Below are 23,423 nucleotides of genomic sequence, written 5' to 3'. Positions count from 1 at the left end.
ACGGGTCGCACCGTCGACCCGCGCGCTCATCCCGTCACGGCGCCGCCGCTAGGCTGACCGAATGCCGCTGATGACGCTCGGTCGCGAGATCCGGTAGCGGCGTGCCGACGTACAGCCACCAAGCGCGCGCGTCGATCGGCGTGCAACTGCGGCGCATTCCCGAACAGACCCGCAGCTGGCGGAAGGTGGAGAGCGTGCTTTCGGCGGCTGAGCGGATACTGGAGGCTCACGGTTACGACGCGCTGGTCGCGAATCCCGCGGCGCTCTTCGCAGATGCGGGGATCTCCTCGGGCACCTTCTACGACTATTTTGAGAGCCTCGACGCCGTTGTCGAGTGCGTCCGTCTGCTATGGACCAGCCGAATCGGCGAGATCATCGATCGCGCGTACGCCACGCCCTGCCGGTCCGTCGCCGAGGTGGTGGATCGCCTGATCGACGCGAATGTCGCCTTCTTCGAGAATCGGTCGGCGAGAGATCTGTGGCTCACCCACCATCTGACGCCCTCCGCCCGTCAGGCAGAACTGCTCGCAAACCAGACGACCGGCGCCCGCGTGCGATGGGAGATCGAGCGGCTCGGCTACCGGTTCCTCGGTGACGGCCTCGACGAGCTCGTGCTGGTAGAGATCGCTGACCAGCTGTCTCGGTTCGCCATCCTCGTCGCAGGAGGGGAGCGCCCCGACGAGGGGGTCGTCGATCGTGCGCGCCGGGCCACGCTGGCTTACGTGGAGCGGACGATTCAGCCCACGTCGGGACGAGGCGCCGGGGATCCCGGGGCTACGGGGCGGCCAGAAGCTCCGAGGTGAGGCGATAGCCGACGCCGCGAACCGTCTCGATGTAGCGGGGGTTGGCCGGGTTGTCGCCGAGCTTCCGCCGCAGATTCGTCATGTGCGCCTCGATGGCGCGCTTGTCGGCCTCGCCCACGAAGTAGCTCGTGACGTACGACTCGCCGCGCAGCACCAGGGTGAGGTCGGCCTTGCTGCGCACGCGCCGCTTGGATTCGAGGAGCGTGGCGAGCAGGTCGAACTCGGTGCGCGTCAGCTCGAGTTCGCGCCCGCCCAGCAGCACGATGCGCGTGTCGGGGTCGAGCTGCAGGTCGCGGTGCTCGAGCCAGTTGGCGCCGGCCGGCACGAGCTCGCCGGCCGGCCGCGAGGCGAGGTCGGTGCCGGGACCTGCCTGGGGATCGGGCCCCTGCGACGACGGCACGATGATCGGGCCGGAGGGGATGGCCGCGGCGGGCGGATGCTCCTCGTACTCCGGGTATGCGGGGGTCGCGCCGGCCGGCGGAAGCTGCTCCTCGCCGGGCCGGGAGGTCGGGATGCTCTGCGTCGCGGGCCGCGCACCCGGGAAGGACGGGCCGACCGGCCCCTGCCGCGGAGCGGCGCCCGCGATCTGCGGGCTGCCGGCGCGCGGGCGGCGCAGCAGTGCCTCGATGCGCGCCCTGAGCTCACGCGGGCGGAACGGCTTCACGACGTACTCGTCGGCGCCGGCGCCGAGGCCCAGCACCACGTCGGCCTCGTCCTCCAGGCCGGTGAGCATGATGATGTACGTGTCGGACTGGGCGCGGATGCGGCGGGCCGCTTCGAATCCGTCGATACCCGGCATGTTGACGTCCAGCGTCGTGACGAGCGGCTGGTAGGCGATGACCGCGCGCACCCCGTCGATTCCGTTGCCGACAGACACGGTGGAGAATCCGGCCGATTCGAGCACCTCGACGAGGAGGTGCCGGATGTCGGGGTCGTCCTCGACGATCACGGCCGTCTTCTGCGCGTCCGCGGAGTCGCTCATACGTGTTGCCTCACTGAGTCAGCGCTTGGTCGTGCCACATCCTCGCACACTTCTGTCACACCCGTCACAACTGGGGGCGGGTGTCGGGGCCGACCCGTCACCGCACCTCGCGCGTCAGTTCGACTGCCGCTTCCGGCCACCACACTCCCGCGTCAGGACCACCATTGCACTCGCCGTCGCTTTCGCCGGGGGGCTTGATCCAGACGTTCGTATCGACCACGTCGTCGCCGTACTCCCCACCGGGATCGCCGACCAGGCGGCCGGGCGGGTTGCACCACTCGGCGCCGGCCGGTCCCGCGCCGTTTCGCGAGGTGTCGATGACAGCGTGGGCGCCGTCCAGGAAGCCTGCGACGTCATGGGCGTAGGCGAACTCATCGGCTGTCGTCTGATAGTTGGACACGTTGGTGGCGAAGCCGCGGACACGGTCGAGCACGCCGACCTGGCGGATGAGGCCGGCCATCTGCTCGGCGGGGAGCCAGCGGGAATGGCCGCCGTCGAGATAGATCCAGGTGTTGATGCCGCCCAGCCGTTCCACGGCGCCCGAGAGCTGCTCGACACGCTCGTCGATGTTGCCGCACTCCGGGGCGAGCGCGAGGCTGTCGGGCTCGAGGATGACGATCTTCTGCACGTCGGAGGCGTTGTCCAGCGCCTGACCGATGAGGTCGGTCCATTCGACGTAGTCTTCGGGGCTGAGCCCACCAGCGGAGTGGTTGCCGCAGTCCCGCCCGGGAAGGCCGTAGATGACGATGGCCAGTGCGGCGTCCTGCTCACGCGCCTGGGCGGCGAGGTGCGCCACGCGATCCCAGACCTTGTCGATCGGGTCGAGCTCGGGCGTGAGCCAATACGCCGTGGGCTGCTCGGCGAGGTACTCCGTCGCCTCGGCCTCGTCGGCCGGCGCGGTCGACCCACTCGCGACCCACTGCGCCGCCTTCGACTCGTCGGGCACGACGACGACCGTTCCGACGGCAGGCGGATGCGCGGCGAGCATCTGCACGAGCGTCTGCGCGTGGGTACCGACGAATCCGATCGCCGCGACGAGGGCCAGGGCGGCCACCGATATGCCGCCGATCAGCAGCGCCCTGCGAAGCCGGCGGCGCGAAGCCGGGCGCGACGACCGATTTCCCATTCCCCGGACTCTATCCGACGGACCACGTCCGCCCCGTCAGGCGGGAGAGCCTCCGACGGCGGATCGGAGTCGACGCCGGCGGAGGCCAGACGACTGGTGCCTAGTCGCCACATCCAGCATACGCGTTTTGTCCCCCGTTTGGGGGACAAGCCCTCTCGGGCGAGATGATTTACACCCGATTGCCGCGATAGTTAGCCCCGCCCGCGTAGTACGCTCGATCCGTGGGGAAATTGGTTTACAACGCGGTCGGGTCATCGTTCGACATCGAGGATCGCACCCTCTCCCACCTGCGTCTGGTCTTCATGAACAAGCTCCGTCGCGGCGAGCCCTTCATGTTCCACCACAATGTCGGTGACGGCAGCGGATCGCGGAGTCTGTGGATCCACCCGTCGATCCCGCTCGTCTTCCACTTCTACGGCAGTCGCCCGCCCGCGCTCAACCGGCACTGGATCGACGACCTCATGCGCGAGGCGAACAGCCCGAATGGGCTTCTCATCGTCACCGAGCCCGATCCGGATGCGGTTCGCGAGCCCGAGCGCGGCTGACGGTTCAGGCGCACTCGTTGTCGACGGCCTCGCGCACGCGCGTGAGGAACTCGGCGACGTGCGCGGCTTCGCGCTCCGACAGCTCGGCGGCGAATCCGCGGATGGCTGCGGTGAGGGGATCCACGTCGGAGAGATCGGTGTCGCGGTCGAACGGGACGACGAGCTTGCTGCGGCGGTCGCGCGGGTTCGATTCGAAGGCGATGAGACCGCCGGAGTGCAGACGGTCGAGCATTCCGGTCACCGACGCGGTCGAGACGTTGAGGTGCTGCGCGATCTCCGTGGGGGTCACCGCTTCGCCCTCGTCTGAGCGCTCGAGGATGTAACGCATGGCGGCTCGGGCATTCTCGCTCGGTCCGCAGTCGGTCTGACGCCGGCGCGCGAGGCGTGCCTCGGACAATCGCAATCGCTCGACCGCTCGGGCGGCGTCGAGTATCGCCGGAGACTGGTCTGTCGTGGTCACTGCACACTCCTCTGACTGGTGGTGCGCTCGGGTGGAACCAGTGTAGTTAGGCGCGGCAGCTACTCACTACGTGAGTTTCTCGGTGCTGCCCTGCATTCGCGTGTTCATGAGAACGCCGTCATGTGTTTACCAAATTGCTAGTCTGCCTAGTAACGTGTCTAGTGACTTACTGGATGCCCGAGCAGGGCGGAGAGGAAAAGCATCATGGGTCACCTGTACTACGGCACCGCGTCGCAGCCCATAGAGATCCCCGATCGACTGCTCGCGCACCTCAAGGTCGTCACCGCGACCAAGCTCCGCCGCGGAGAGAGCTTCACCCTCACGTGGCGTCACCCCGAGGATCTCCCGGGCGGACGCTCGACGCTCTGGCTGCAGCCGGCCATTCCGCTGCGCTTCGTCTTCTCATCGCCGGAACCCGAACTCCTCAACCCCGCGTTCTTGAAGGACCTCGCGAACGGCGCGAATTCATCGGGCGGCCTAACCATCGACCTCGGCATGGCCGTTCCCGAAGGCGAGGGCGATCCGCGCACCTCGGCGGCGCGTCAGGGGCGCGTACCGGCCCACGCGGCCTGATCCGTCCCGGAACCGCTCAGGGGGCGGGCGTCTGCGGCGCTCCGAAGATGCCCTTTCCCCGGCGGTTGACCATCTCGTACGCCTCGCGGTACGTCTTGGGGACCTTGTCGCCCTTCTCGCCGTACTTCGCGACGAGAAGCGCCATCAGGCCGACCCCGGGAGGGCTCAGCGGCCGATCGTCGGCGTCGTCGTCGTAGGGCTTGAGCTTGCCCGCCTCCGGGTTCGCCGGCGTGTAGGCGGGAGTGGTCGTCGGCCAGTCGCGCGGGTCGCGGGGCGTCGGAAGGGTGATCGCGTTCGTGAGGGTCGGCACGTCGCGCGCCCGGTCGGGGATCGGGTCGAGCTGGTGCTGCTCCTCGATGGTGCGGATGACGGCCGAGTGATGCATCAGGTCGTGCACGATGTGCCCGCGCTCGGTGTACGCCGAGATCGCGATCGCGGGGACGCGGACCCCCAGCCGATCGAAGCCGAAGCCCATCTCCACGCTCGGCGTCGCCTCCTTCGGGGCCGGCACCGCGGGCGGAGGCACATGATCGTACGTGCCGCCGTGCTCGTCGAAGGTCACCAGCAGCATCGTGTTCATGGCGTTGGAGCCTTCGACGGTGCTCGAGGCGCGCACCGCCGAGTACACGCGGTGCAGCAGCGCCTCTCCCGCGCGCACGTCCGAGATCGATGACCCCGTGATGACCCGGCCGTCGTCGTCGGTCTCGGTGAGCGCGCCTACGGGCGGGTGCATGTCGTTGTGGTCGTACAGCAGGCGCGGCTCGATGAACGCGTACGGCGGCAGCGTGCCGTTCGCCGCATCCTCGTAGAACCGCGTCATCGTGCGGAAGTGATCGGTGCGGAAGAACGGCTCCAGCACCGGGGCGTGGATGAAGCCGGTGAGGGAGAGCAGCGTGAGGTCGTCGAAGTAGATGGCCCAGTCGAGACCGGCCTCCGTCAGCCGGTTGAAGATCGTCGGGGCGGTGTTCTCCTCTTTCAGCCACTTGTGATAGCCGCCGTTGTGCCCGTTGGTCACGTATCCGTGCGAGGTCTCGGCGTGGAAGAACGAGCGGTTGCAGAAGGTCTGAGAGGGTACGGCGCAATGCCAGTTGTCGTACACGACGAAGTTCTTCGCGAGCGTCGAGAAGACCGGCAGCATCTGCGGGTCGAAGGCCCCCATGACCACCGAATACTCCTCGGGGGTCGGTGCTCGCCCGTCGTGCTCGGACGTGAAGTTGTCGATGTAGTCCTGCAGAAATCCCGACATGCTGGGCTTCGATGCGTCGTCGGGGGCGTTGAACGGCGGGCGCATGTCGGGGATGGCGCGGCCGCGGTTCTCCGGCGGCGACACCGTGCCGAAGAGCTGAGTGTTTACGTGCGGATACTCCTCGCCCGGGTCGGGGTTCGGGCTCGACATCACGACGTCGGTGGGGCCCGAGTACCGATGCGCGGCGACGACCTCGCCGTCGTGGGTCTTGTTCGAGAGCCCGTCGTGGAGCCCCTCGAAGGTCTGGCCGCGCGGGGGTGCCTCGTCGGCGTAGAGCCAGCCGAGGAGGTTGTCGAACGAGCGGTTCTCGAACATGATCACGACGAGGTGATCGAAGCCCGGCCCGCCCGGGCGGGGCGGCAGGCTCCCGGTCGGCGTGGGCACGGGGTCACTCGTCGCCGTCGGTGCGGCATCCGGATCGTTCAATCTCCCGAGCCCGAACGCGGCACCCGCCGCCGCCGCGACTCCGGCGGCGCCCAGGCCGGCATAGGTGAGAAATCTGCGCCTGCTCGGGGGCGTGGTCTCCTCGGCTGACGGCTCGGAAAACTGGTCGCCGGACGCGGGGGGTTCGCTGCTCATGCTCGCCTTCGGAGTGCGGGAAGGTCATCAGCTTATGGCCTGTGGTCCGTGAGGGCCGGTAGGTCGTGCGCGTCGAATTGTCAAGCGCCTGTGCTGCACCTGAAGGCGGACGCACTCTAGATCGCGGGGAAAGACACACCCCGCCGGAGCACCACCATGCACACCTCGAAAGAACCCTGGCGCCGCCCCGTCGAGATTCCGCATCGCCCGCCGCTGCACCGCAGCCAGCCAGCGACGACGGAGAAACAGACCGCCCAGCGGAATCAGGAACCGAAGGACCCGCGGGCTCAACACGCCCTCGCGTGAGCACCCGCGGCGGTCGACGCCGCTTCACCGCGCGACAGTACGTGCGAAAGTGGAGCGGTGCTGACCGATGCCGCCCTGGAGTTCTTGTCCGAATACCACCTCGCCACGCTGTCGACCGTGGGACGATCCGGTCGAGTGCATGCCGTGCCGGTCGGTTTCACCGTCGAGGACGGGGTCGTGCGGGTCATCGGCTCGCGCGGATCGCAGAAGTTCCTCAACGCCCAGCGATCGGGGCGCGCCTCGGTGTGCTCGGTCGATCGCGGCCGGTGGATCAGCTTCGAGGGTCCGGCCGTCGTCCGCGAAGACGCGGATGCGGTGGCGCACGCCGTGGATCTCTACGCGGCGCGCTACCGGCAGCCGAGCGTCAATCCGCAGCGCGTCGTGCTGGAGATGACGATCGAGCGCGTCCTGGGCTCTCCGCAGTTCCGGGCGTCGCGCTTCCTGGGGAACGGCGTCGCGGACCCTGGATCGGCCCGCTAACAGCTGTCGTACACGTAGGCCGGGTGTCCTGGCATCACGAGATCGCGATCGCGGAGGATCGTCGCCGCCGGCTGCTGCGGATCGGCGCACACCCGATCGAAGGGCCGCGGGAGCGCATCCGTGTATTCGATGTCGAGAACGGACGAGCCGTACACCTCGGTGTAATGGGCGCACTCGTCGAACACGGCGCACTCCTCGGCGATGGCGAAGTCGAACCCGGCATCGTCCTCGAGCTCGGCGGCGAACTCCGCGGCGTTCTTCTGGGCCGCAGCGAGTCCGGCCTCATGGGCGATGGACACCAGTTCTGCCGCGAGCGCGAGGTTGTCGGCGGGGCTGAGCGCGCCGGCGGAGCGGGTGAAGGTGTCGAGGTTGTCGAACTCCACCGCGTCGAAGCCGTCGTCGGCGCAGCCGCGTATCCACTCGCCCACGATGTCGACGATCACGGCGCGCTTGCGCGGAGTGGACGTGTCGAGGAGGACCTCGTCGGGCCATTCCGGGTCGGTTACGAGGGCGCCGTCGGCGTGGAGCAGCACGTCGACGGGCCACAGGCCACGCTCTCCCGGCTGGGTCTGGAAGCCGTTGACGTAGCAGATGGAGTATGCGCCGGCGGCAGGTTCGTCGGTGCGGTCGCGTGCGACGATCCCGACGCCGTCGGGTGGCTCGTATCCGCCGCCGAGCTGGTAGTCGAATCCCGCGGTGGTCGGAGGCAGGTCGGGGTCGCCGGCAGGCGTGGCGCCGGAGCATCCGCTCATCAGCGCGGCCAGGCATACGACGAAGGCCGGGACGCAGCGCGCCCCGGCCCTCGAACGACGATTGTCAGCCGACGTAGGCTCCCGAGCCCACGGCGGCGGCGATGACGACCGCCCAGATGATCCAGAAAATGATCGTCAGGGCCAGAAGGATCGAACCGACGATCACACCGGCGAGGGCGGGGGTGTTCTTGTATCCCGCCTTCTTCGACTGGCTCAGGGCGATCGCCGAGATGATGAGGCCGATCAGGCTCGCGAAGATCGCGACGATCAGGCCGACGATTCCGAGCGTCTTGCCCGGGTAGTCCTGACCGGGAGCCGGCTGCTGAGTCATGAGTGTCCCCTCTTAGACGTGTTAGGTCCTCTCAGCCTGGCAGAAAACTGAGTGTTTCCCGAGAACATTTCGCGAACGCTATGATTTCCGCCCTGCATCCACGCGCGCGGCATCCGACCTCGTCTTCGCGAGGCTCGCGATCGTCGCGACGGCGATCGTTCCGGCGATGAACAGCAGCGAGAACCAGATCGGGATCTCCGGCGCCCAAAGCACCGGCTCGCCGCCGTTGATGAAGGGCAGCTCGTTGACGTGCAGCGCGTGGAGCACCAGCTTGACGCCGATGAACGCGAGGATGACCGCCAACCCCTGGGCGAGGTAGACGAGTCGCTCGAGCAGGCCGCCCAGCAGGAAGTAGAGCTGGCGCAGGCCCATCAGCGCGAACGCGTTCGCCGTGAACACGATGTACGCCTCCTCGGTCAGCCCGTAGATCGCGGGGATCGAGTCGACGGCGAAGATGAGATCGACGAAGCCGATGGCGATGATGACGAGGAACATCGGCGTGACCAGGCGCTTGCCGCCCCGACGGATCGTGAGCTTGTCTTCCCGGTACTCGTCGGTGACGGGAAGATGGCGGCGCACCCAGCGCATGAATCGGCCGTCCGCGGGGTTGCTTTCGCCGTGAGCGAAGGCCTGACGGTAGGCAAGGAACAGCAGCAGCGCACCGAAGAGGTAGAAGACCCAGGAGAAGTTCTCGATGAGCGTCGCCCCCACAGCGATGAAGATGCCGCGCATCACCAGCGCGATGACGATGCCGATGAGCAGCACCTTCTGCTGATAGATCTTCGGCACGGCGAAGCCGGTCATGACGAGGAGGAAGACGAAGAGGTTGTCGATCGAGAGCGCCTTCTCGGTGAGGTATCCGGCGAAGTACTCCCCGCCGTATCCCCATCCGGAGACCAGCCCGATGCCGACGCCGAACAACAGCGCCAGGCCGATGTAGAACGCCGACCACAGCGCCGATTCCCGCGCGGTCGGCTCGTGCGGCTTTCGCACGTGCGCGAAGAACTCGAAGACGAAGAAGGCGATCGTCACCGCGATGGTGAGCAGCCAGATGAAGGGCGTGACGTGCATGGGTACTCCGATGAGAGGTGGCGTGGATGACGCCAAGGTCTCTTCCACCCGGATGGGCCGGCGGGCCGGGACGCTTCTTCGAGTCCGTATTGACGGGTCCGCCGCGTGGGAGTACTCCCCTTGCCCTCCCAGCGTAACCGATGCAAGCCCCCCGACGTGCAGCACGGGCGCGCCTAGCCTGCAGGGATGACGGATGCCCGGGTGCTGGTGATCGGTGGCGGAAACGCCGGACTGTCGATCGCGGGGCGGTTGCATCGCAAGGGCGTCGGGGAGGTCACCGTCGTCGAGCCGCGCGACACGCACATCTTCGCCCCGCTGCAGTCGCACGTCGCCGGCGGCGTCGCCCGGGCGAGCGAGGCGGTGCGCCCGCAGCGAGAGGTGACGCCTCCCGGGGTGTCCTGGATCCAGGATGCGGCGACCGACGTCCGCCCGCAGGAGCACCGGGTCGTGCTCGCGTCGGGGCGCACCCTCGAGTACGACCAGCTCGTCGTCTGCCCGGGTATCCAGATGAACTGGGATGCGGTGCCCGGCCTGGCCGAGGCGATGCAGACGCCCTTCGGCGTGTCGAACTACGACCTCGCGCTCGCCGCGAAAGCGTCCCCGCTGCTGCGCGACGTGCGCGAGGGCACGGTGGTGTTCGTGCAAGCGGCGGGGCCGTCGTCGTGCGCCGGCGCCGCGCAGAAGCCGATGTACCTCGCGTGCGACTGGTGGCGCGCGCAGGGCCTGCTCGACAGCATCCGCGTGGTGCTCGTGCTTCCGGAGCCGACGCTGCACGGCATCGCCGGGATCGACGCCGAGCTGCAGCGGAGCGTGGCCAAGTACGGCATCGAAGTGCGCTACGACGCGCATCTCCTCGCCGTCGACCCCGACGCGCGCACTGTCACGATCGGCGACGACGACTCGGCCGAGACGCTCGCCTACGACGTGCTGCACGCCGCGCCGCCGCAGTCGGCGCCCGCGTGGCTCGCCGCCACACCGCTGGCGGCCCCGGCCTCGTCGGGCGGATGGGTGGAGGTCGACCCCGAGACGTTCCAGCATCGGCGCTTCCCGGACGTGTGGGCTCTGGGAGATGCCGCCGACACCGACTCCTACAAGTCCGGCGGGGGCCTCCGGTCGCAGGCGAAGGTGCTCGTGAAGAACCTGCTCGCCGCGCTCGACGGCCGAGACCCCGTCGCACGCTACGACGGATACGGTGTCTGCCCGTACACCGTGAGCCGCCACACCGTCGTGTTCGCGGAGTTCGATCGCGACGGTCGCCTCGAACCCACCGTGCCGTTCTGGCGCACCCTCTATCGAGAGCGGCGCCTGTCGTGGCTCTTCGACCGCCGCATCCTGCCGTGGGTGTATTGGCACCTCATCCTCCGCGGAAGAGCGTGACCCGACCACAGATCCGGTGGTTGTGCTTCACCGGCGCGCAACCGCGTTCTAGTACGGTCGGAGAATGGCACGCAGCAGGGGACGACACCGCTCCCGGGCACCGATCCGCTCGCCCTACCGTCAGCCGATCTGGCTGATCATCGGGGTGTCGATCATCGCCGCCGGCACGATCGTGCTCGTCGTGGCGGCCTTCCTCACTTTCGGACGCTGATCCGGCCGGTTTGGGGCGGCCAGCGTGCTTTGGGGCGACCGTTGAGCGCCCCAAAGCACACCCCGCGCCCCAAACCTGGGCGCTGTCACAGGGCGCGGAGCTTCTCCAGCAGCGGCTCGGCGACCTCCGAGACGAAGCGATCCTGCTGCTCGTCGCCGACCTGGACGACCGCGATGTCGGTGAACCCGGCTTCGAGGTAGGGACGCACGCTCTCGGCCAGCTCATCGAGGTCGGGGCCGCTCGCGATCGACTCGGCGACATCCTCCGGGCGCACGAACTGCGACGCCGCAGCGAACCCGGCGGGGGTCGGCAGATCAGCGTTGACGGCCCAGCCGCCCCCGAACCAGCGGAACTGCTCGTGCGCGCGGGCGACGGCCGCTTCCCGGTCGGGGTCCCAGCTGATCGGGATCTGGCCGATCTTGCGCGACTCGCCCGACTCCGATCCGCCGAGCGGATGGACCGAGTTCCACTTCGCCACGAGATCAGCGTCGGGCTCGACAGCGATCATGTGCTCGGCAAGGTCGGCGAACCCGTCGATGGAACTGTCGCCCGACACCGCGACGCCGATGGGCACGCCGTCGTCGGGGCAGTCCCAGATGCGCGCGGAGTCGACGCGGAAGTACTGCCCGTCGTAGGTCACGAGATCGCCGGAGTGGAGCTCGCGGATGATCTCCAGTGCCTCGACCAGCATGTCCTGCCGCGCGTGCACGGCCGGCCATCCTTCGCCGACGACGTGCTCGTTGAGGTTCTCGCCGGAGCCGACCCCGAGCGTGAAGCGCCCCTCCGACAGCAGCTCCAGGGTGGCGGCCTTCTGCGCCACGACGGCCGGGTGGTAGCGCATGGTCGGGCACGTGACGTAGGTCATCAACCCGATGTTCGTCGTGGCGTACGCGACGGCACCGAGCACGCTCCATGCGTACGGGGAATGGCCCTGAGTCGTCAGCCACGGCGAGTAGTGGTCGCTGGACACGAGGAAGTCGAAGCCGGCGGCCTCGGCCTTCACCGCGTAGTCGACGAGCTCGCGCGGCCCGCTCTGCTCGGTCATGAGGGTGTAGCCGAATCGCGTCATGCTCGCACGATACGAGCGGCGCCGGAGCCGGTCGCGGGGGTTGCGGAGGCGGCCCGGATGCGGCAGGCCCGGCCGTCGCTGCCAGGGTCCGCCGGCGCTTCCCGCCATCCGCCGCCATCCCCTCCTGCACCTGGTCGGCACCGGCGAGCTCTCAGCGGGGGAGAATGTCCCGGTGCCCATCGTCGACAATGCCGTGTACGTCGCCGGCCGCCGGATCGAGAATCCCGACAGTCTGGATCAGACGTTCGAGTACATGCAGGCGAACCACGGCATGGCGTGGATCGGGCTTTTCCGGCCGACGCGTGACGAGATCGAGCGCGTCGCGGCGGAGTTCTCGCTGCATCCGCTCGCGGTCGAAGACGCCCTCTCAGGCCATCAGCGTCCGAAGCTGGAGCGCTACGGCGACATCCTGTTCACGGTCCTGCGGCCGGCGCGGTACGTCGAGGAGACGGAGACCGTCGAGTTCGGCGAGCTGCACGTGTTCGTCGGGCCCGACTTCGTCGTGACGGTGCGCCACGCCGAGGCTCCCGACCTTGCGCACGTGCGTCGCCGTATGGAGGCGACTCCGGAGCTGCTGCGACTCGGTCCCGAGGCGGTGCTCTACGCCATCCTCGACGAGGTCGTGGACGAGTACCAGCCGGTTGCCGCCGGATTGCAGAACGACGTGGATGAGATCGAGGACGAGCTGTTTGCCGACACCGACGCCGGTCTCTCGCGGCGGATCTACGAGCTGGCACGCGAGGTGATCCTCTTCCAGCGTGCGACCGAACCGCTTCAAGGGATGCTGGATGCGCTTCTCGGCGGTGCGGACAAGTACCAGGTCGATATCGAGTTGCAACGCGCGCTGCGTGATGTTCTCGACCACGCGCTGCGGATCGCCGACAAGCTCGCCTCCCAGCGCGCGATCCTCGAGAACGCCCTCACCGTCAACGCCACGCTGGTCACGCAGCGACAGACCGAGACAGCTCTCACCCAGAACGAGCAGGTGAAGAAGATCTCCGGCTGGGCGGCCATCCTGTTCGGCCCGACTCTGGTGGGCACCGTCTACGGTATGAACTTCACGCACATGCCCGAGCTCGACTGGCAGTGGGGGTACCCGGCGGCGATCGCGCTCATGGTGGCGACCTCGGCGACGCTGTGGGGCGTGTTCCGGTGGAAGCACTGGCTCTGACAACGCGCGGAAGGACACTCGCATGACCTGGACGGAACGATTGGGCGCCGTGGGCGTGTGGCGCGGCGTGAACGACGTGGGCGACGAGCTGGCGCGGGAGATCGAGGATCTCGGCTTCCGGGCGCTGTGGCTCGGGAGCTCCCCTCCCGCCGACCTCACGGCGGTGGAGCGGCTTCTCGATGTGACCGAGTCGCTCGTGATGATCACGGGCGTCGTGAACATCTGGAAGGCGGATGCGGCGGAACTGGCCGATTCGTACCACCGCATCGTGGGGAAGCATCCGGGCCGTCTGCTGCTCGGGATCGGCTCGGGGCACCGCGAGGCCACCGCCGAGCGTGCGCGTCCGATCGCCGCGATGTCGGCGTACCTCGATGTGCTCGACGAGCGCGGCGTGCCCGTCGAAGACCGGCTCCTCTCCGCGATGGGCCCGCGGATGCTGCAGCTCGCGGGCGAACGCAGCGCCGGCACGCATCCGTACCTGACGGTGCCGGAGCAATCGCGCGAGCAGCGCGAAGCCCTGGGGGAGGGCAAGCTCGTCGCGCCGGAGCAGACGGTGGTGCTCGACGACGACGTGGACGCGGCACGGGCGGCCGCCCGGGCGTTCCTCCGCCACTATCTGCGGCTGGAGAACTACACGAACACCATGCGGAAGGCGGGGTTCACCGACGCCGACATCGCCGACGGGGGCAGCGACGAGCTCGTGGATCGCATCGTCGTGCACGGCGACGTGTCGTACCTCGAAGCGGCGGTGCAAGCGCACCTCGACGCCGGAGCGGATCACGTGTGCGTGCAGGTGCAGCCGCGCCCGGACGCGCCGCGGGCGCTGCGCGCTCTCGCCGCCGCGATGTGAGAGTTCGCGGGGCCCGACTCGCCTTCGGGGGGAGAGTCGGGCCCCGCAGATCGATGCTCCACCACGCGGTGGCCCCCAAAGGAGCACCGGTGACCTCACTCCATCCCCAGAGGGAGCGCGGTCTGTTTCCCCGCATATGAGACGGGCTCCCACGGGGTCTATTACGGGAGTTCTCCAACAAAATCTGGGAGTGCGCTGAAATCCGCTGTCAAGAAGGCGCGCCGACCCCCTCTTGTGCGGCAGAATGGCTCTCGATTCTGCGGGAAAATCCCGATCAACGCGCGGAATCGCAAGTGTCGCACGCTCGGGGGAGCGTATTGGGGGAGACATGACACGAATACGTGTGCGTCGTGGCGCCGATGGCCAGCCGTTGTCCGATGCCGAACTGGTCGAGCTGACCCGGTCCGGCGACACCGACGCGTACGGAGAGTTGTGGCGCCGCCACTACGTCTCGGGTCTCGCAGTCGCGCGCGCGACGAGCTCGCTCGACGCCGACGACCTCGTGCAAGAGGCGTTCGCGCGCGTCTTCCAAGCGGTGCAGCGTGGGGGCGGGCCGACCGGGTCGTTCCGGGCCTACCTGTTCACCAGCATCCGCAACACGGCCGCCGGATGGGGGCGCGATCGCAGCGAGACCCCCGTCGAAGATCTCGAGGCCGTCGCCGATCCGGACGCCGAAGCGCACACGTCGGATGCGGCGCTCGATCGCTCCTTCACCGGCAAGGCGTTCCGCTCCCTTCCCGCCCGCTGGCAAGAGGTGCTCTGGTACACCGAGGTCGAGCAGCTGAAGCCGGCCGACATCGCCCCGCTTCTCGGCATCAAGTCGACGGCGGTCGCGCAGCTCGCCTTCCGTGCGCGCGAGGGGCTCCGCGAAGCGTGGATCCAGGAGCACATCGCCGACAGCGGCAACGGCCCGGAGTGCCAGTGGGCGCTCGAGCGGATGGGCACCTACGCGCGCGGAAATCTCGGACCCCGAGACCGCAAGCGGATGCAGCAGCACCTCGACGAGTGCGACAGCTGTGCAGCGGTCGCGGCAGAGGCCCGCGACCTCTCGCGGCGTCTGGCCTTCGTGCTGCTGCCGATCATCGTCGGCACCGGCGCGGCGGGGGCAGCGCTCGCCGCCCTGCGCGACGGTGCCGCCGCGACGGTGGCGGCGGCCGCCATGCCGGCGACCGTCACCGCAACAGCTGCCACCGGCTCGGTGGGCGGGGGCGCCGGCGGCACGCTCGGCGCCGCATCGCTCTCGGGTGCCGCCGCCGTCTCGGCTGGCGGGGCCGCTGCCGGGGCCGCCGCCGGCGCCGCGTCGGGCGGCGCACTGGTGAGCGTCGGCGGGGCTGTCGGACTGCTCGCGGCGAGCATCGCCGTGGTCGCGGGGATCTCTTTCGCCGCCTCGCAGGGCACGCCGCCGGCGGTCACCGCAGAGCCGGTGGCCGCGGCGGAGATTGCCGCCCCCGACGCACTGTCTGCCCGCGAGGCCGAGTCGACCATTCTGCCGACCCCGGTGGTCGTCCTGCCGCTGCCGGTTCCGACCGCCGCCGAGGACGAGACATCCGTTGTTCCGACGTCGGCGCCGAACGGGACACCGAGCAGGAAGCCCGCGCCGGTCACCCCTCCCGTCGCGCCTTCGACCCCTGCGGCCTCACCGACGCCGACCCCCGAGCCGACGTCCCCCTCCGAGCCGACGCCGACCGAGTCGCCCTCGCCGAGCGCCACACCGACACCTACGCCGACGCCGACGCCGACACCGACGCCGACGCCCACACCGACGCCGACGCCGACGCCCACGCCCACACCGACGCCCACACCGACGCCGACGCCCACACCGACGCCGACGCCGACGCCGACGCCGACACCTCCGGGGTTGCCGGAGGGGAGCCCGACGGCCACGAGCTCTTCGACGGACATCGACGACGAGCTGATCACCCGCGTCTCCCTGACCGTGTCGGGCGCGCCCGGTGCGACGGTGCAGGCGCTCATCGCAGACCGGGTGCGCGCGACCACCGTGCTCGACGCCAACGGCGCCGGCTCGCTGGAGATCCGTCCCACGCTGGCCGAAGTCCTCGTGCTGCTGCTCGACGGTCGAGTGGGCTTGCGCTATGCCGCCGGTGACGCGGTCGGCCCGGTGCAGAGCGTTCAGCTGAGCGGTTTATAACTCCCCGGAGGATCAGAAAGGCACAGCTTGGCCTAACCAACGCCTCCGAGTCAACGGTCAAATGAGAGTTCTCTCATCGGCCTAGATTCGCGGTCTATCACGACGGCGGGGCGGCTGACGTGCGGTGTGTCACGGTCGCCCGCGAGACAGAGGGGGGCGACATGCTGTTGAGGGGTGCAACCGGTGGATCACGGAGGGCACGAGACACGGCACAGCGCCGGCGGACCGCGCTCGCGTCGGTCTCTGCGGGGTTGACGGCGGCGCTGGTCCTCGTCGGGACGGTCCCGGCGATCGCGGCGGAGGGTGACCGCTCGGAGGCCGAGGGGCGTTTCCTCGGGGGCGGCAGCGCGCTGGTTGATCTCGATGCGATCGCGGCGCTCGACGGGTACTACACGGCCTTCCCTCCCGCGAACGCAGGACAGAGCGAGGCGCTCGATGTCACGGCGCTCGGCGCCGTCGACCTCGGACTCGGCGTCTCACTGTTCGGCGGTAGTTCCGCTCTCGAGCTCGGCGCCGTCGACCAGTACGCGCGAGCCGACGCCGCAGGATCGTTCGGTTCCTCCGGTCTCATCGGCCCCGACGGCGCGATCGTCGCCGGCGACGGCGGACCGGGAACCGCCACCACGGTGACGCTCACGCCGGTCCTCGATGACCTGGGCGTGACCGGCACCATCAGCACCGCAGAGCTTGTGCTCAGCGCCCTGGGCGCCGAGGCCGAGGCCACGCGCGCAGCGACGGTCACCACGACCGGCGACTACAACATCGGCACGGGGACAGTCGTGCTCACGGCTCCTGTTCTGGGCGCGCTGATCGACGGGCTCGCCGACGATCTCGCCGCCGTCGACGCGGAGCTCGACGTCCTCGCCGACGGGCTCGAGGCCGACGTGGACGCCGACCTGGGCGGCCTCCTCGGAATCGTGGATGATGTGATCCCCGCTGCCGCCCTCGACACCGATGTGGCCGTCGACCTAGGCCCGATCGATCTGGCCGCCGTCCTGGATGTGCTGGACGATCCGATCTCCAGCGACGACGGCACCGTGACGATCGTTCCCGGCGCGGGAACGATCTCCATCGACCTCGGCAATCTGTACACGCTCAACGACCTTCCCGCCAACACGACGCTCTTCGGCGCCACGCCCGACGGCGTGGCTGCGCGCGCGGCCCTGCAGGCGGCGCTCGACGACGTTCTCCTCGACAACCTCCCCACCGTTCTCGAGGACGCGATCCAGAACTCGACGCCTCTCTCGATCGACGTGTCGGCTGACGTGACCGACGGCGGTGCGCTCGCCGGGGGAATCGACATCGCCGTCGACGGAACGGTGGGAGGGCTGCTGGGCAACGCCGGCGAACCGCCGGTCACCGTGACAGCCGCATCCGACATCCCGCTCCTCGGCCTCCTCGAGCTCGACGCGATCGAGGCCGAGGTCACCGCCGCCGTGCTGCCCGACGTGGCCGACGCGCTCGGAGACGTTCCGCTCGCCGCGATCGACGACGCCCTCGGAGCTGTCGCGGCCGGACTGGATCCCCTGGTCGACGTTCTGGACTCGGTGGTGCGCATCACCGTCAACGTGCAGGAAACGCCCGGGACCTTCGGCTCGCCGGAGGCAGGCTCGCAGCCCTCGGGCCCCGACGTCGGGTTCTTTACGCAGCGGGCCGTGCGAGTCGAGATCGCTCCGCTTCTCGGCGGTGTAGTGACGCTCGACCTCGCCTCGGCGACGGTGCGAGCGATACCGCTCGCCGCGCCCGTCGCACTCGGCATCACGCCCCCTCGCGGTCCGGTCACGGGCGGCACTCCGGTCACGATCACCGGGACGGGCCTCACGGGCACGAGCGAGGTGACTTTCGACGGCGTGCCGGGTACCGCCCTCACGGTGAATCCGGCGGGGACGTCGCTCACCGTCACGACCCCGGCGAACACTGCGGGCCCCGCGACGGTGGGTATCACCAACATCGACGGCACCGACACCTCGCTGTCATTCGAGTACTTCGAGATCGCCGCGATCGACGACATCACCCCCGATTTCGGGTTCGCCGATGAAGAGACGACCGTGACGATCACGGGCGTCTGCTTCACGGATGCGACGGAGGTGCTGTTCGGTGCCGTGGCGGGTGAGATCGTCTCGGTGACCGATACGGAGATCACCGTCGTCGCGCCGACGGGCACGACCGGTCCGGTCGATGTCACGGTGGTGACGAGTTCGGCGGACTGCGGCACGGCGACCGAGGAGGACGGGTTCCTGTACGTCGCACCCGGCGCTCCGGTGATCGACGACCTCGACCCGCCACGCGGACCCGAGACCGGTGGCACGGAGGTCACCATCTCCGGTGACGACTTCGAAGAGGCCACGGGGGTCACGATCGACGGCGTGGAGGTTCCCTTCGAGGTGAACCCCGCCGGGACCGAGATCACCGTCACGACGCCTCCTCACGCTCCGGGCGTGGTTGACGTGGTCGTGACGAACCCGTCAGGGGACTCGGCGCCGTTCGACTTCGAATACATCGATGTCGCCGAGATCACCGGGGTCGACCCCGATGCGGGGCCGCTCGCCGGAGGCAACACCGTGATCATCACGGGCGATTGCTTCACCGGCGCCACGGCGGTGCTCTTCGACGGTGTCGCGGCGGCCTTCACCGTGGACAGCGACACGCAGATCACGGCGGTGGCCCCCGCATCCGCGGACGAGGGCGTCGTCGACATCGAGGTGGTCGGAGCCGGCGACTGCGGCGAGGCCGTGGCGGAGGATGCGTACGAGTACTTCGCTGCTCCTGTCGTCACCGATCTCGACCCGGCCGAGGGCCCTGAGACCGGCGGCACCGAGGTGACCCTCACGGGCACCGGCTTCGAGGGCACCACCGGCGTGACCTTCGACGGTGTACCTGCGACGTCGTTCGAGATCGTCAGCGACACCGAGATCACGGCGGTGAGCCCGGCTCACGCTCCCGGGGTCGTCGAGGTGACGGTGCTGCATCCGGGCGGAAACGCGGATGCGGGGGACTTCGCGTACCTCAACATCCCGAGCATCAGCGGCATCACCCCGGATCAGGGGCCGGAGGACGGCGGAACCGTGGTGGTGATCAGCGGTGAGGGCTTCACCGGGGCGACGAGCGTGACGTTCGACGGCGTCCCCGCGACGGCGTTCACGGTCGACAACGACGGGCAGATCACCGCGACGACTCCGGCGCACGTGCCGGCGACCGTCCCGGTGGTGGTGGGGCACCCCAACGGCAACTCGCCCTCGTTCGCCTTCACCTACGTCGCGGGCACCGAGGTGTCGGCGGTCACGCCTCCGGGCGGGCCGCTGGACGGAGGCAACGCGGTCGTGATCACGGGCGTGTGCTTCACCGGGGCGACCGGCGTGCTGTTCGGTGCCGTGCCTGCTACCTCGTTCACGGTCGACAGCGACTCGCAGATCACCGCGGTCGCTCCGGCCGGGACCGGTGTCGTCGATGTGACGGTCGTGGGTGCGGCCGCGTGCGGCACCGACTCGCTGCCCGACGCCTACGAGTACACCGACGACCCGGTGATCGCCGCTCTCACGCCGGGCACCGGCCCGCAGACCGGGGGGACCGTGGTGACCATCACGGGTGTCAACTTCACCGGTGTCACGCGCGTCACCTTCGACGGCGTGGACGGCACGAACCTGGTCGTGGTGAGCGACACCGAGCTGCGTGTGACGACGCCGGCGGGGGCGCCGGGCGCGGCGGAGGTGCGGGTGTTCAGCCCCGCGGGTGTCAGTGACCCGGGGAGCTTCGTGTACACCCCGGTCACGACGGTGACGGGCGTCACGCCCGGAAGCGGCCCGACCGGCGGCGGCTCGGTGGTGACGATCACCGGACAGTGCTTCACGGGGGCGACCGCGGTGCTGTTCGGGGGCACGGCTTCGCCGAGCTTCACCGTCGTCAGTGACACGCAGATCCGCGCCACGACGCCTGCTCGTACGACGGTGGGCGATGTGACGGTGACGGTCGTCGGCGCCGGCACGTGCGGGACGGGCGCTCTCGCGGGTGGCTTCTCCTACTTCCCGGGACCGGCCCTGGCCGCGACGGGTGGAGATGCGCCGTTCGTGCTCGGCCTGATGGGCGCCGTCCTGGTGACCGCCGGTGGAGCCGTCTGGGCCATGCGACGCCGCGAGGTGTGATCGGGAAACGGAGTGGCCGCGCTGATGGTGGGCGCGGCCACTCCGTTGCGCTACGGCAGCGGTCCGAGGCTCCCGCCCGACAAGCGCTCGACGACGGTGACCGCCGCCGGCCAGTACCGGGCGTAGTGATTCGGGTCGCGGTTGATCTGCGTGCGGTGCGCGATCTCCGTGGGCTCGGTCTGCTGCCGTCCGGGGTCGGGCACGCGCGCGACCATCGCGCGATAGAAGAGAGTGGCGGCCGTGTACGGATCGAGGCGCTGCTCGCGGCTGCCCCAGCCGTCCTGCTGCTGGAAGAGACCGATCGACGTCGTGGGGGAGCCGTCCGGGTTGGTGACCCCGCTGGTCTCCCAGTCCCCATAGTCGATGTTGCGGAGCGACGACTCGCCCATCGCCGTCATGACGGCAACGGCCTGGTCGCGCAGCGGCAGGCCGAGGTCGCGGCCGGCCGCCATGATCGTCTGGGCGTGGGCGAGCTGTTCTGCGGTGAAGCGGAGAAAAGGGTCGTCCGGCGGTTGCGCGACGATCGCTCCCTCGGATGGCGCGTCCCACGCGTCTGCGGCGGCGAAGGACTGCACGGCACCGTTCACCATCACGGCGACCCAGATCACGGCTCCGACGCCGAGGACCGAGATGGCCGACGCGAGGGCGATGCGCAGACGGCGTGCGCGCGCCGCGGCGCGTCGGCGCTGCGCCGCCGTCATCCGACGGCGCGGTCCTCGCGTCGCCGGCCGCTTGCGGGACGAGGCGCCACGGGGAGCGGTGCTCGCGGACGACGCGCGCGTGCCACTCGATCGAGGGGTAGCCCGGCGCGCCATGGACGACATTCCATCACGCGCGGGTGGACGGTTGCTCTGCGATCGCTGTCTACGGCACGAGGTTGCCCGCGGCCCGAAGGAGCGCGTACCACTCCGGCCGGGTCAACCCGAGGTCGGACCCGAGCGCGGCGTCGGAGACCCGCGTCGGCGTCGTCGTTCCGAGGACGACCTGGATGCCCGCGGGATGCCGGGTGATCCATGCGGTCGCAACGGCGATCGGCGGAACGTCGTATCGTGCGGCGAGTTCGTCGATGACGGCGTTGAGTTCGGCGTACCGGGACGAGCCGAGGAAGACGCCGTCGGCACCCTGGAACGGCGACCAGGCCTGCAGTGTGATGCCCTCGACGCGGCAGTAGTCGAGCAGACCGCCCGCGTCGCGGGTGATCCCCTGGTCGATGGCCATGTTCGCGGTGAGTCCCTGAGTGACGACCGGGGCGTGGGCGATCGACAGCTGCACCTGGTTGGCCACGAGGGGTTGCCGCACCGCGGTCTTCAGGAGGTCGATCTGCCGCGGGGTGTGATTCGAGACGCCGAACGCGCGCACCTTGCCCGACGCCTCCAGCTCGTCGAAGGCGCGTGCGACCTCGTCGGGTTCCACCAGCGCGTCGGGACGGTGCAGCAGGAGGATGTCGATGTAGTCGGTGCGCAGAGCGCGCAGCGATCCTTCGACCGACTCGATCAGGTGCTCGAAGGAGAAGTCGAAGTACGGCCCGTCCTTCACGATGCCGGCTTTGGTCTGGATCGTGATCTCGCTGCGCTCGGAGGCCGACAGCTGCAACGCGTCGGCGAATCGCCGCTCGCACTGGTGCAGGTCGGTGCCGTAGATGTCGGCGTGATCGAAGAAGTCGATGCCGCAGTCGCGGGCGGTGGTGACCAGCTCGCGGATCTCGGCGTCGCTCTTGTCGGAGATGCGCATCATTCCGGCGACGACATTAGGCACGCGGGAGTCGGTGATTCCGAGGGGGACGGTTCTCATCCCGCCACGCTAATACTCCCGCCGAGAAGGACGAATACTCCGGCTAGAAGGGTGCAGGGTCGGCGGCGGGCACGAACATCACACGCGGGGGGACCTTGTCGACGTGCTCGCGTCCGAGCGGCGTCGTCCAGCGGATGGTGCCGTCGGGTTCTTGCCGTGCGGTCCACTCGGTCTCGGTTTTCAACGTGTGATGTCGTTTGCACAGGCAGGCGAGGTTGCAGACGTCGGTGCCTCCGCCGAGGGCCCAATCGCGGTTGTGGTCATGGTCGCAGAGTCTCGCCGGCATGCGGCAGCCGGGGAAGCGGCAGTGGATGTCGCGGGCGGCGAGAAAACGGTCCATATGATGACCGGCGCGATAGCGGTCGACGGCGAGAACGACGCCGGTGACGGGATGGGTGAGGATTCGGTCCCATCCGGGGCAGTGAGCCATCAGCTGCCGGGCGGTGTCTGCGTCGACCGGGGTCGTGCCGTCGATGCTGGCACCGCGATCGCTCTTGCCCGCCGCGGTGAGCACGGGAACGACGACCTGCACCTGCGCGCGGATCGCGCCGAGCCCACCGGGGAGGCCGGCGCCCGTCGGGTCGATCCCGGGCTGCCCGGTGAGAAGCATGTCGCAGACCAGGTCGGCGCGGATCTGGTTCATAGTGCGGATATCGACCACTGGCATATCAGCATCCGCTGCCGCGGGCTCGACCCCTTCCGGCTCGATCGTCGCGACGGCGGCTTCTGCGTCGTGCAATGCCTCCACAGCGACCGCGCGGATCGCGCGGGCTTGAGTGGTGAGGCGGTTGTAGATGCCGTGGATGGGCGCAGCGGCACCGATGACCTCGAGTTTCGCCATCCCGTCGGCGAGGTCGACGAGTGTCACCTCCCGGGTCTGCTCGGCGCGGTCGAATCGGGTCGTGATCGATTCGGGGTGGAGCTGCTCGGCAAGGCCTCGGGCGTAATCGCGGGTGCGGGTCACGGTCTCGCACTCAGCCCACTCGAGGACGACGGTCTCGAACGCGGCTCGCGTGTCCGCATCCGCCAGCACGCAGCCGGCATCTTGGATCACCGCGGCATGGCGCGCAGTGATCCGCCCCGCAGCGAGCGCGTCGATCGTCGAGGGAAAGCGCTCGACCAGATCGAGGGCATCGCCCATGCGGGATTGCGCGACACGGTCGCTCCATCGCACCGCCGTGCCGATCTCCGCCGCGATCGACCGCAACTGCATCTCGCGCACTCGCTGCGTCGCGAACTGACCCTCCATCCGCCGCAAAGCGATACGCATCGCGGCAGCCAGGTGAGCGACCTTCACCGCCTCGAGCGCGGCGATCTCTTCTTCGGCCAGGCGCAGCCCATCGACGAGCGCGGCGAGCCGCAGATCATCGTCGCTATCTTCGAGAAGAGGAGTACCTTCCATAGGACTACTA

21 protein-coding genes are annotated in these 23,423 nt (G+C 69.2%); 10 read left to right on the top strand and 11 right to left on the bottom strand.

Features of this window, described 5'->3' with window-relative positions; all coding sequences use genetic code 11:
- Positions 1-101 precede the first annotated feature (101 nt).
- Positions 102-803: a TetR/AcrR family transcriptional regulator gene (locus ACTU3I_RS13560; protein WP_442926225.1), complete on the top strand. Its 702-nt coding sequence runs from the start codon at positions 102-104 to the stop codon at positions 801-803.
- Here the strand turns inward: ACTU3I_RS13560 and ACTU3I_RS13555 are convergent.
- The gene (locus ACTU3I_RS13555) at positions 775-1,785 is read right to left on the bottom strand and encodes a response regulator (RefSeq protein WP_442926224.1); all 1,011 of its coding nucleotides are present in this window, start codon (positions 1,783-1,785) and stop codon (positions 775-777) included. The two genes, ACTU3I_RS13560 and ACTU3I_RS13555, sit on opposite strands and share 29 nt — an antisense overlap.
- Before the next feature lie 97 nt (positions 1,786-1,882).
- Positions 1,883-2,911 (bottom strand): glycoside hydrolase family 6 protein, encoded by a 1,029-nt coding sequence (locus ACTU3I_RS13550; protein WP_442926223.1) that lies wholly within the window; start codon positions 2,909-2,911, stop codon positions 1,883-1,885.
- A gap of 221 nt (positions 2,912-3,132) precedes the next feature.
- Between ACTU3I_RS13550 and ACTU3I_RS13545 the strand changes: the two genes are divergently transcribed.
- Entirely contained in the window at positions 3,133-3,456 is a 324-nt protein-coding gene (locus tag ACTU3I_RS13545) for a DUF7882 family protein (protein WP_442926222.1), read from the top strand.
- A 4-nt stretch (positions 3,457-3,460) separates the two neighbouring features.
- Here the strand turns inward: ACTU3I_RS13545 and ACTU3I_RS13540 are convergent, their stop codons facing one another.
- Positions 3,461-3,784 (bottom strand): MarR family transcriptional regulator, encoded by a 324-nt coding sequence (locus tag ACTU3I_RS13540; protein ID WP_442926221.1) that lies wholly within the window; start codon positions 3,782-3,784, stop codon positions 3,461-3,463.
- A gap of 336 nt (positions 3,785-4,120) precedes the next feature.
- On the opposite strand from ACTU3I_RS13540, the gene ACTU3I_RS13535 reads away from it, so the two are divergent.
- Positions 4,121-4,489, top strand: a complete 369-nt coding sequence (locus tag ACTU3I_RS13535) for a DUF7882 family protein (protein WP_442926220.1) — start codon at positions 4,121-4,123, stop codon at positions 4,487-4,489.
- A gap of 16 nt (positions 4,490-4,505) precedes the next feature.
- Here ACTU3I_RS13535 and ACTU3I_RS13530 read toward each other — a convergent pair whose 3' ends face one another.
- A complete protein-coding gene (locus tag ACTU3I_RS13530; RefSeq protein ID WP_442926219.1) occupies positions 4,506-6,314 on the bottom strand; it encodes an alkaline phosphatase family protein in 1,809 nt (602 codons plus the stop codon).
- A gap of 363 nt (positions 6,315-6,677) precedes the next feature.
- Here ACTU3I_RS13530 and ACTU3I_RS13525 point away from each other — a divergent pair, with 363 nt between their 5' ends.
- Entirely contained in the window at positions 6,678-7,100 is a 423-nt protein-coding gene (locus ACTU3I_RS13525; protein WP_442926218.1) for a PPOX class F420-dependent oxidoreductase, read from the top strand.
- Here the strand turns inward: ACTU3I_RS13525 and ACTU3I_RS13520 are convergent.
- The 3 genes from ACTU3I_RS13520 to ACTU3I_RS13510 all read right to left on the bottom strand — a co-directional run bounded on the left by ACTU3I_RS13520 (position 7,097) and on the right by ACTU3I_RS13510 (position 9,254).
- Entirely contained in the window at positions 7,097-7,852 is a 756-nt protein-coding gene (locus tag ACTU3I_RS13520) for an endo alpha-1,4 polygalactosaminidase (RefSeq protein WP_442926217.1), read from the bottom strand. The two genes, ACTU3I_RS13525 and ACTU3I_RS13520, sit on opposite strands and share 4 nt — an antisense overlap.
- Positions 7,853-7,916: 64 nt before the next feature.
- Positions 7,917-8,183, bottom strand: a complete 267-nt coding sequence (locus ACTU3I_RS13515) for a hypothetical protein (RefSeq protein ID WP_442926216.1) — start codon at positions 8,181-8,183, stop codon at positions 7,917-7,919.
- 78 nt (positions 8,184-8,261) lie between these two features.
- Entirely contained in the window at positions 8,262-9,254 is a 993-nt protein-coding gene (locus tag ACTU3I_RS13510; RefSeq protein ID WP_442926215.1) for a TerC family protein, read from the bottom strand.
- A 186-nt stretch (positions 9,255-9,440) separates the two neighbouring features.
- Here ACTU3I_RS13510 and ACTU3I_RS13505 point away from each other — a divergent pair, with 186 nt between their 5' ends.
- Both ACTU3I_RS13505 and ACTU3I_RS13500 read left to right on the top strand, forming a co-directional pair.
- Entirely contained in the window at positions 9,441-10,631 is a 1,191-nt protein-coding gene (locus tag ACTU3I_RS13505; RefSeq protein ID WP_442926214.1) for an NAD(P)/FAD-dependent oxidoreductase, read from the top strand.
- 64 nt (positions 10,632-10,695) lie between these two features.
- Positions 10,696-10,842 carry a hypothetical protein gene (locus tag ACTU3I_RS13500; RefSeq protein ID WP_442926213.1) on the top strand — a complete coding sequence of 49 codons (147 nt, stop codon included), beginning with the start codon at positions 10,696-10,698 and terminating at the stop codon, positions 10,840-10,842.
- Positions 10,843-10,927: 85 nt separating this feature from the next.
- On the opposite strand, the gene ACTU3I_RS13495 is transcribed toward ACTU3I_RS13500, so the two are convergent.
- Complete coding sequence (locus ACTU3I_RS13495) at positions 10,928-11,911, bottom strand: TIGR03557 family F420-dependent LLM class oxidoreductase (protein WP_442926212.1); 984 nt, start codon at positions 11,909-11,911, stop codon at positions 10,928-10,930.
- 172 nt (positions 11,912-12,083) lie between these two features.
- On the opposite strand from ACTU3I_RS13495, the gene ACTU3I_RS13490 reads away from it, so the two are divergent.
- From ACTU3I_RS13490 to ACTU3I_RS13475, 4 genes are all read left to right on the top strand, one after another.
- Positions 12,084-13,082, top strand: coding sequence for a magnesium and cobalt transport protein CorA (locus ACTU3I_RS13490; RefSeq protein ID WP_442926211.1), 999 nt, complete (start codon positions 12,084-12,086; stop codon positions 13,080-13,082).
- A gap of 22 nt (positions 13,083-13,104) precedes the next feature.
- Entirely contained in the window at positions 13,105-13,932 is an 828-nt protein-coding gene (locus ACTU3I_RS13485) for a TIGR03620 family F420-dependent LLM class oxidoreductase (RefSeq protein WP_442926210.1), read from the top strand.
- Positions 13,933-14,260: 328 nt separating this feature from the next.
- Positions 14,261-16,081, top strand: coding sequence for a sigma-70 family RNA polymerase sigma factor (locus ACTU3I_RS13480; RefSeq protein ID WP_442926209.1), 1,821 nt, complete (start codon positions 14,261-14,263; stop codon positions 16,079-16,081).
- Between the two features lie 251 nt (positions 16,082-16,332).
- Positions 16,333-20,220 (top strand): IPT/TIG domain-containing protein, encoded by a 3,888-nt coding sequence (locus ACTU3I_RS13475; RefSeq protein ID WP_442926208.1) that lies wholly within the window; start codon positions 16,333-16,335, stop codon positions 20,218-20,220.
- A 50-nt stretch (positions 20,221-20,270) separates the two neighbouring features.
- On the opposite strand, the gene ACTU3I_RS13470 is transcribed toward ACTU3I_RS13475, so the two are convergent.
- From ACTU3I_RS13470 to ACTU3I_RS13460, 3 genes are all read right to left on the bottom strand, one after another.
- Complete coding sequence (locus tag ACTU3I_RS13470; protein WP_442926207.1) at positions 20,271-20,921, bottom strand: peptidase M23; 651 nt, start codon at positions 20,919-20,921, stop codon at positions 20,271-20,273.
- Positions 20,922-21,084: 163 nt separating this feature from the next.
- Positions 21,085-22,011: an aldo/keto reductase gene (locus tag ACTU3I_RS13465; protein ID WP_442926206.1), complete on the bottom strand. Its 927-nt coding sequence runs from the start codon at positions 22,009-22,011 to the stop codon at positions 21,085-21,087.
- A 43-nt stretch (positions 22,012-22,054) separates the two neighbouring features.
- The gene (locus ACTU3I_RS13460) at positions 22,055-23,413 is read right to left on the bottom strand and encodes a DUF222 domain-containing protein (RefSeq protein ID WP_442926205.1); all 1,359 of its coding nucleotides are present in this window, start codon (positions 23,411-23,413) and stop codon (positions 22,055-22,057) included.
- Positions 23,414-23,423 lie beyond the last annotated feature (10 nt).

Source organism: Microbacterium sp. RD1 (assembly GCF_052220165.1).
GTDB lineage: Bacteria > Actinomycetota > Actinomycetes > Actinomycetales > Microbacteriaceae > Microbacterium.
Note: the sequence above shows the minus strand (reverse complement) of the source record. Positions and strands in the feature narration are given on the sequence as shown.

Excerpts from the sequence above, each read along its gene's own strand:
- ACTU3I_RS13555 (WP_442926224.1), bottom strand. The coding sequence starts at position 1,785 with ATGAGCGACTCCGCGGACGCGCAGAAGACGGCCGTGATCGTCGAGGAC.
- ACTU3I_RS13550 (WP_442926223.1), bottom strand. The coding sequence starts at position 2,911 with ATGGGAAATCGGTCGTCGCGCCCGGCTTCGCGCCGCCGGCTTCGCAGG.
- ACTU3I_RS13540 (WP_442926221.1), bottom strand. The coding sequence starts at position 3,784 with ATGCGTTACATCCTCGAGCGCTCAGACGAGGGCGAAGCGGTGACCCCC.
- ACTU3I_RS13535 (WP_442926220.1), top strand. The coding sequence starts at position 4,121 with ATGGGTCACCTGTACTACGGCACCGCGTCGCAGCCCATAGAGATCCCC.
- ACTU3I_RS13530 (WP_442926219.1), bottom strand. The coding sequence starts at position 6,314 with ATGAGCAGCGAACCCCCCGCGTCCGGCGACCAGTTTTCCGAGCCGTCA.
- ACTU3I_RS13520 (WP_442926217.1), bottom strand. The coding sequence starts at position 7,852 with ATGAGCGGATGCTCCGGCGCCACGCCTGCCGGCGACCCCGACCTGCCT.
- ACTU3I_RS13515 (WP_442926216.1), bottom strand. The coding sequence starts at position 8,183 with ATGACTCAGCAGCCGGCTCCCGGTCAGGACTACCCGGGCAAGACGCTC.
- ACTU3I_RS13510 (WP_442926215.1), bottom strand. The coding sequence starts at position 9,254 with ATGCACGTCACGCCCTTCATCTGGCTGCTCACCATCGCGGTGACGATC.
- ACTU3I_RS13505 (WP_442926214.1), top strand. The coding sequence starts at position 9,441 with ATGACGGATGCCCGGGTGCTGGTGATCGGTGGCGGAAACGCCGGACTG.
- ACTU3I_RS13500 (WP_442926213.1), top strand. The coding sequence starts at position 10,696 with ATGGCACGCAGCAGGGGACGACACCGCTCCCGGGCACCGATCCGCTCG.
- ACTU3I_RS13495 (WP_442926212.1), bottom strand. The coding sequence starts at position 11,911 with ATGACGCGATTCGGCTACACCCTCATGACCGAGCAGAGCGGGCCGCGC.
- ACTU3I_RS13485 (WP_442926210.1), top strand. The coding sequence starts at position 13,105 with ATGACCTGGACGGAACGATTGGGCGCCGTGGGCGTGTGGCGCGGCGTG.
- ACTU3I_RS13480 (WP_442926209.1), top strand. The coding sequence starts at position 14,261 with ATGACACGAATACGTGTGCGTCGTGGCGCCGATGGCCAGCCGTTGTCC.
- ACTU3I_RS13470 (WP_442926207.1), bottom strand. The coding sequence starts at position 20,921 with ATGACGGCGGCGCAGCGCCGACGCGCCGCGGCGCGCGCACGCCGTCTG.
- ACTU3I_RS13465 (WP_442926206.1), bottom strand. The coding sequence starts at position 22,011 with ATGAGAACCGTCCCCCTCGGAATCACCGACTCCCGCGTGCCTAATGTC.
- ACTU3I_RS13460 (WP_442926205.1), bottom strand. The coding sequence starts at position 23,413 with ATGGAAGGTACTCCTCTTCTCGAAGATAGCGACGATGATCTGCGGCTC.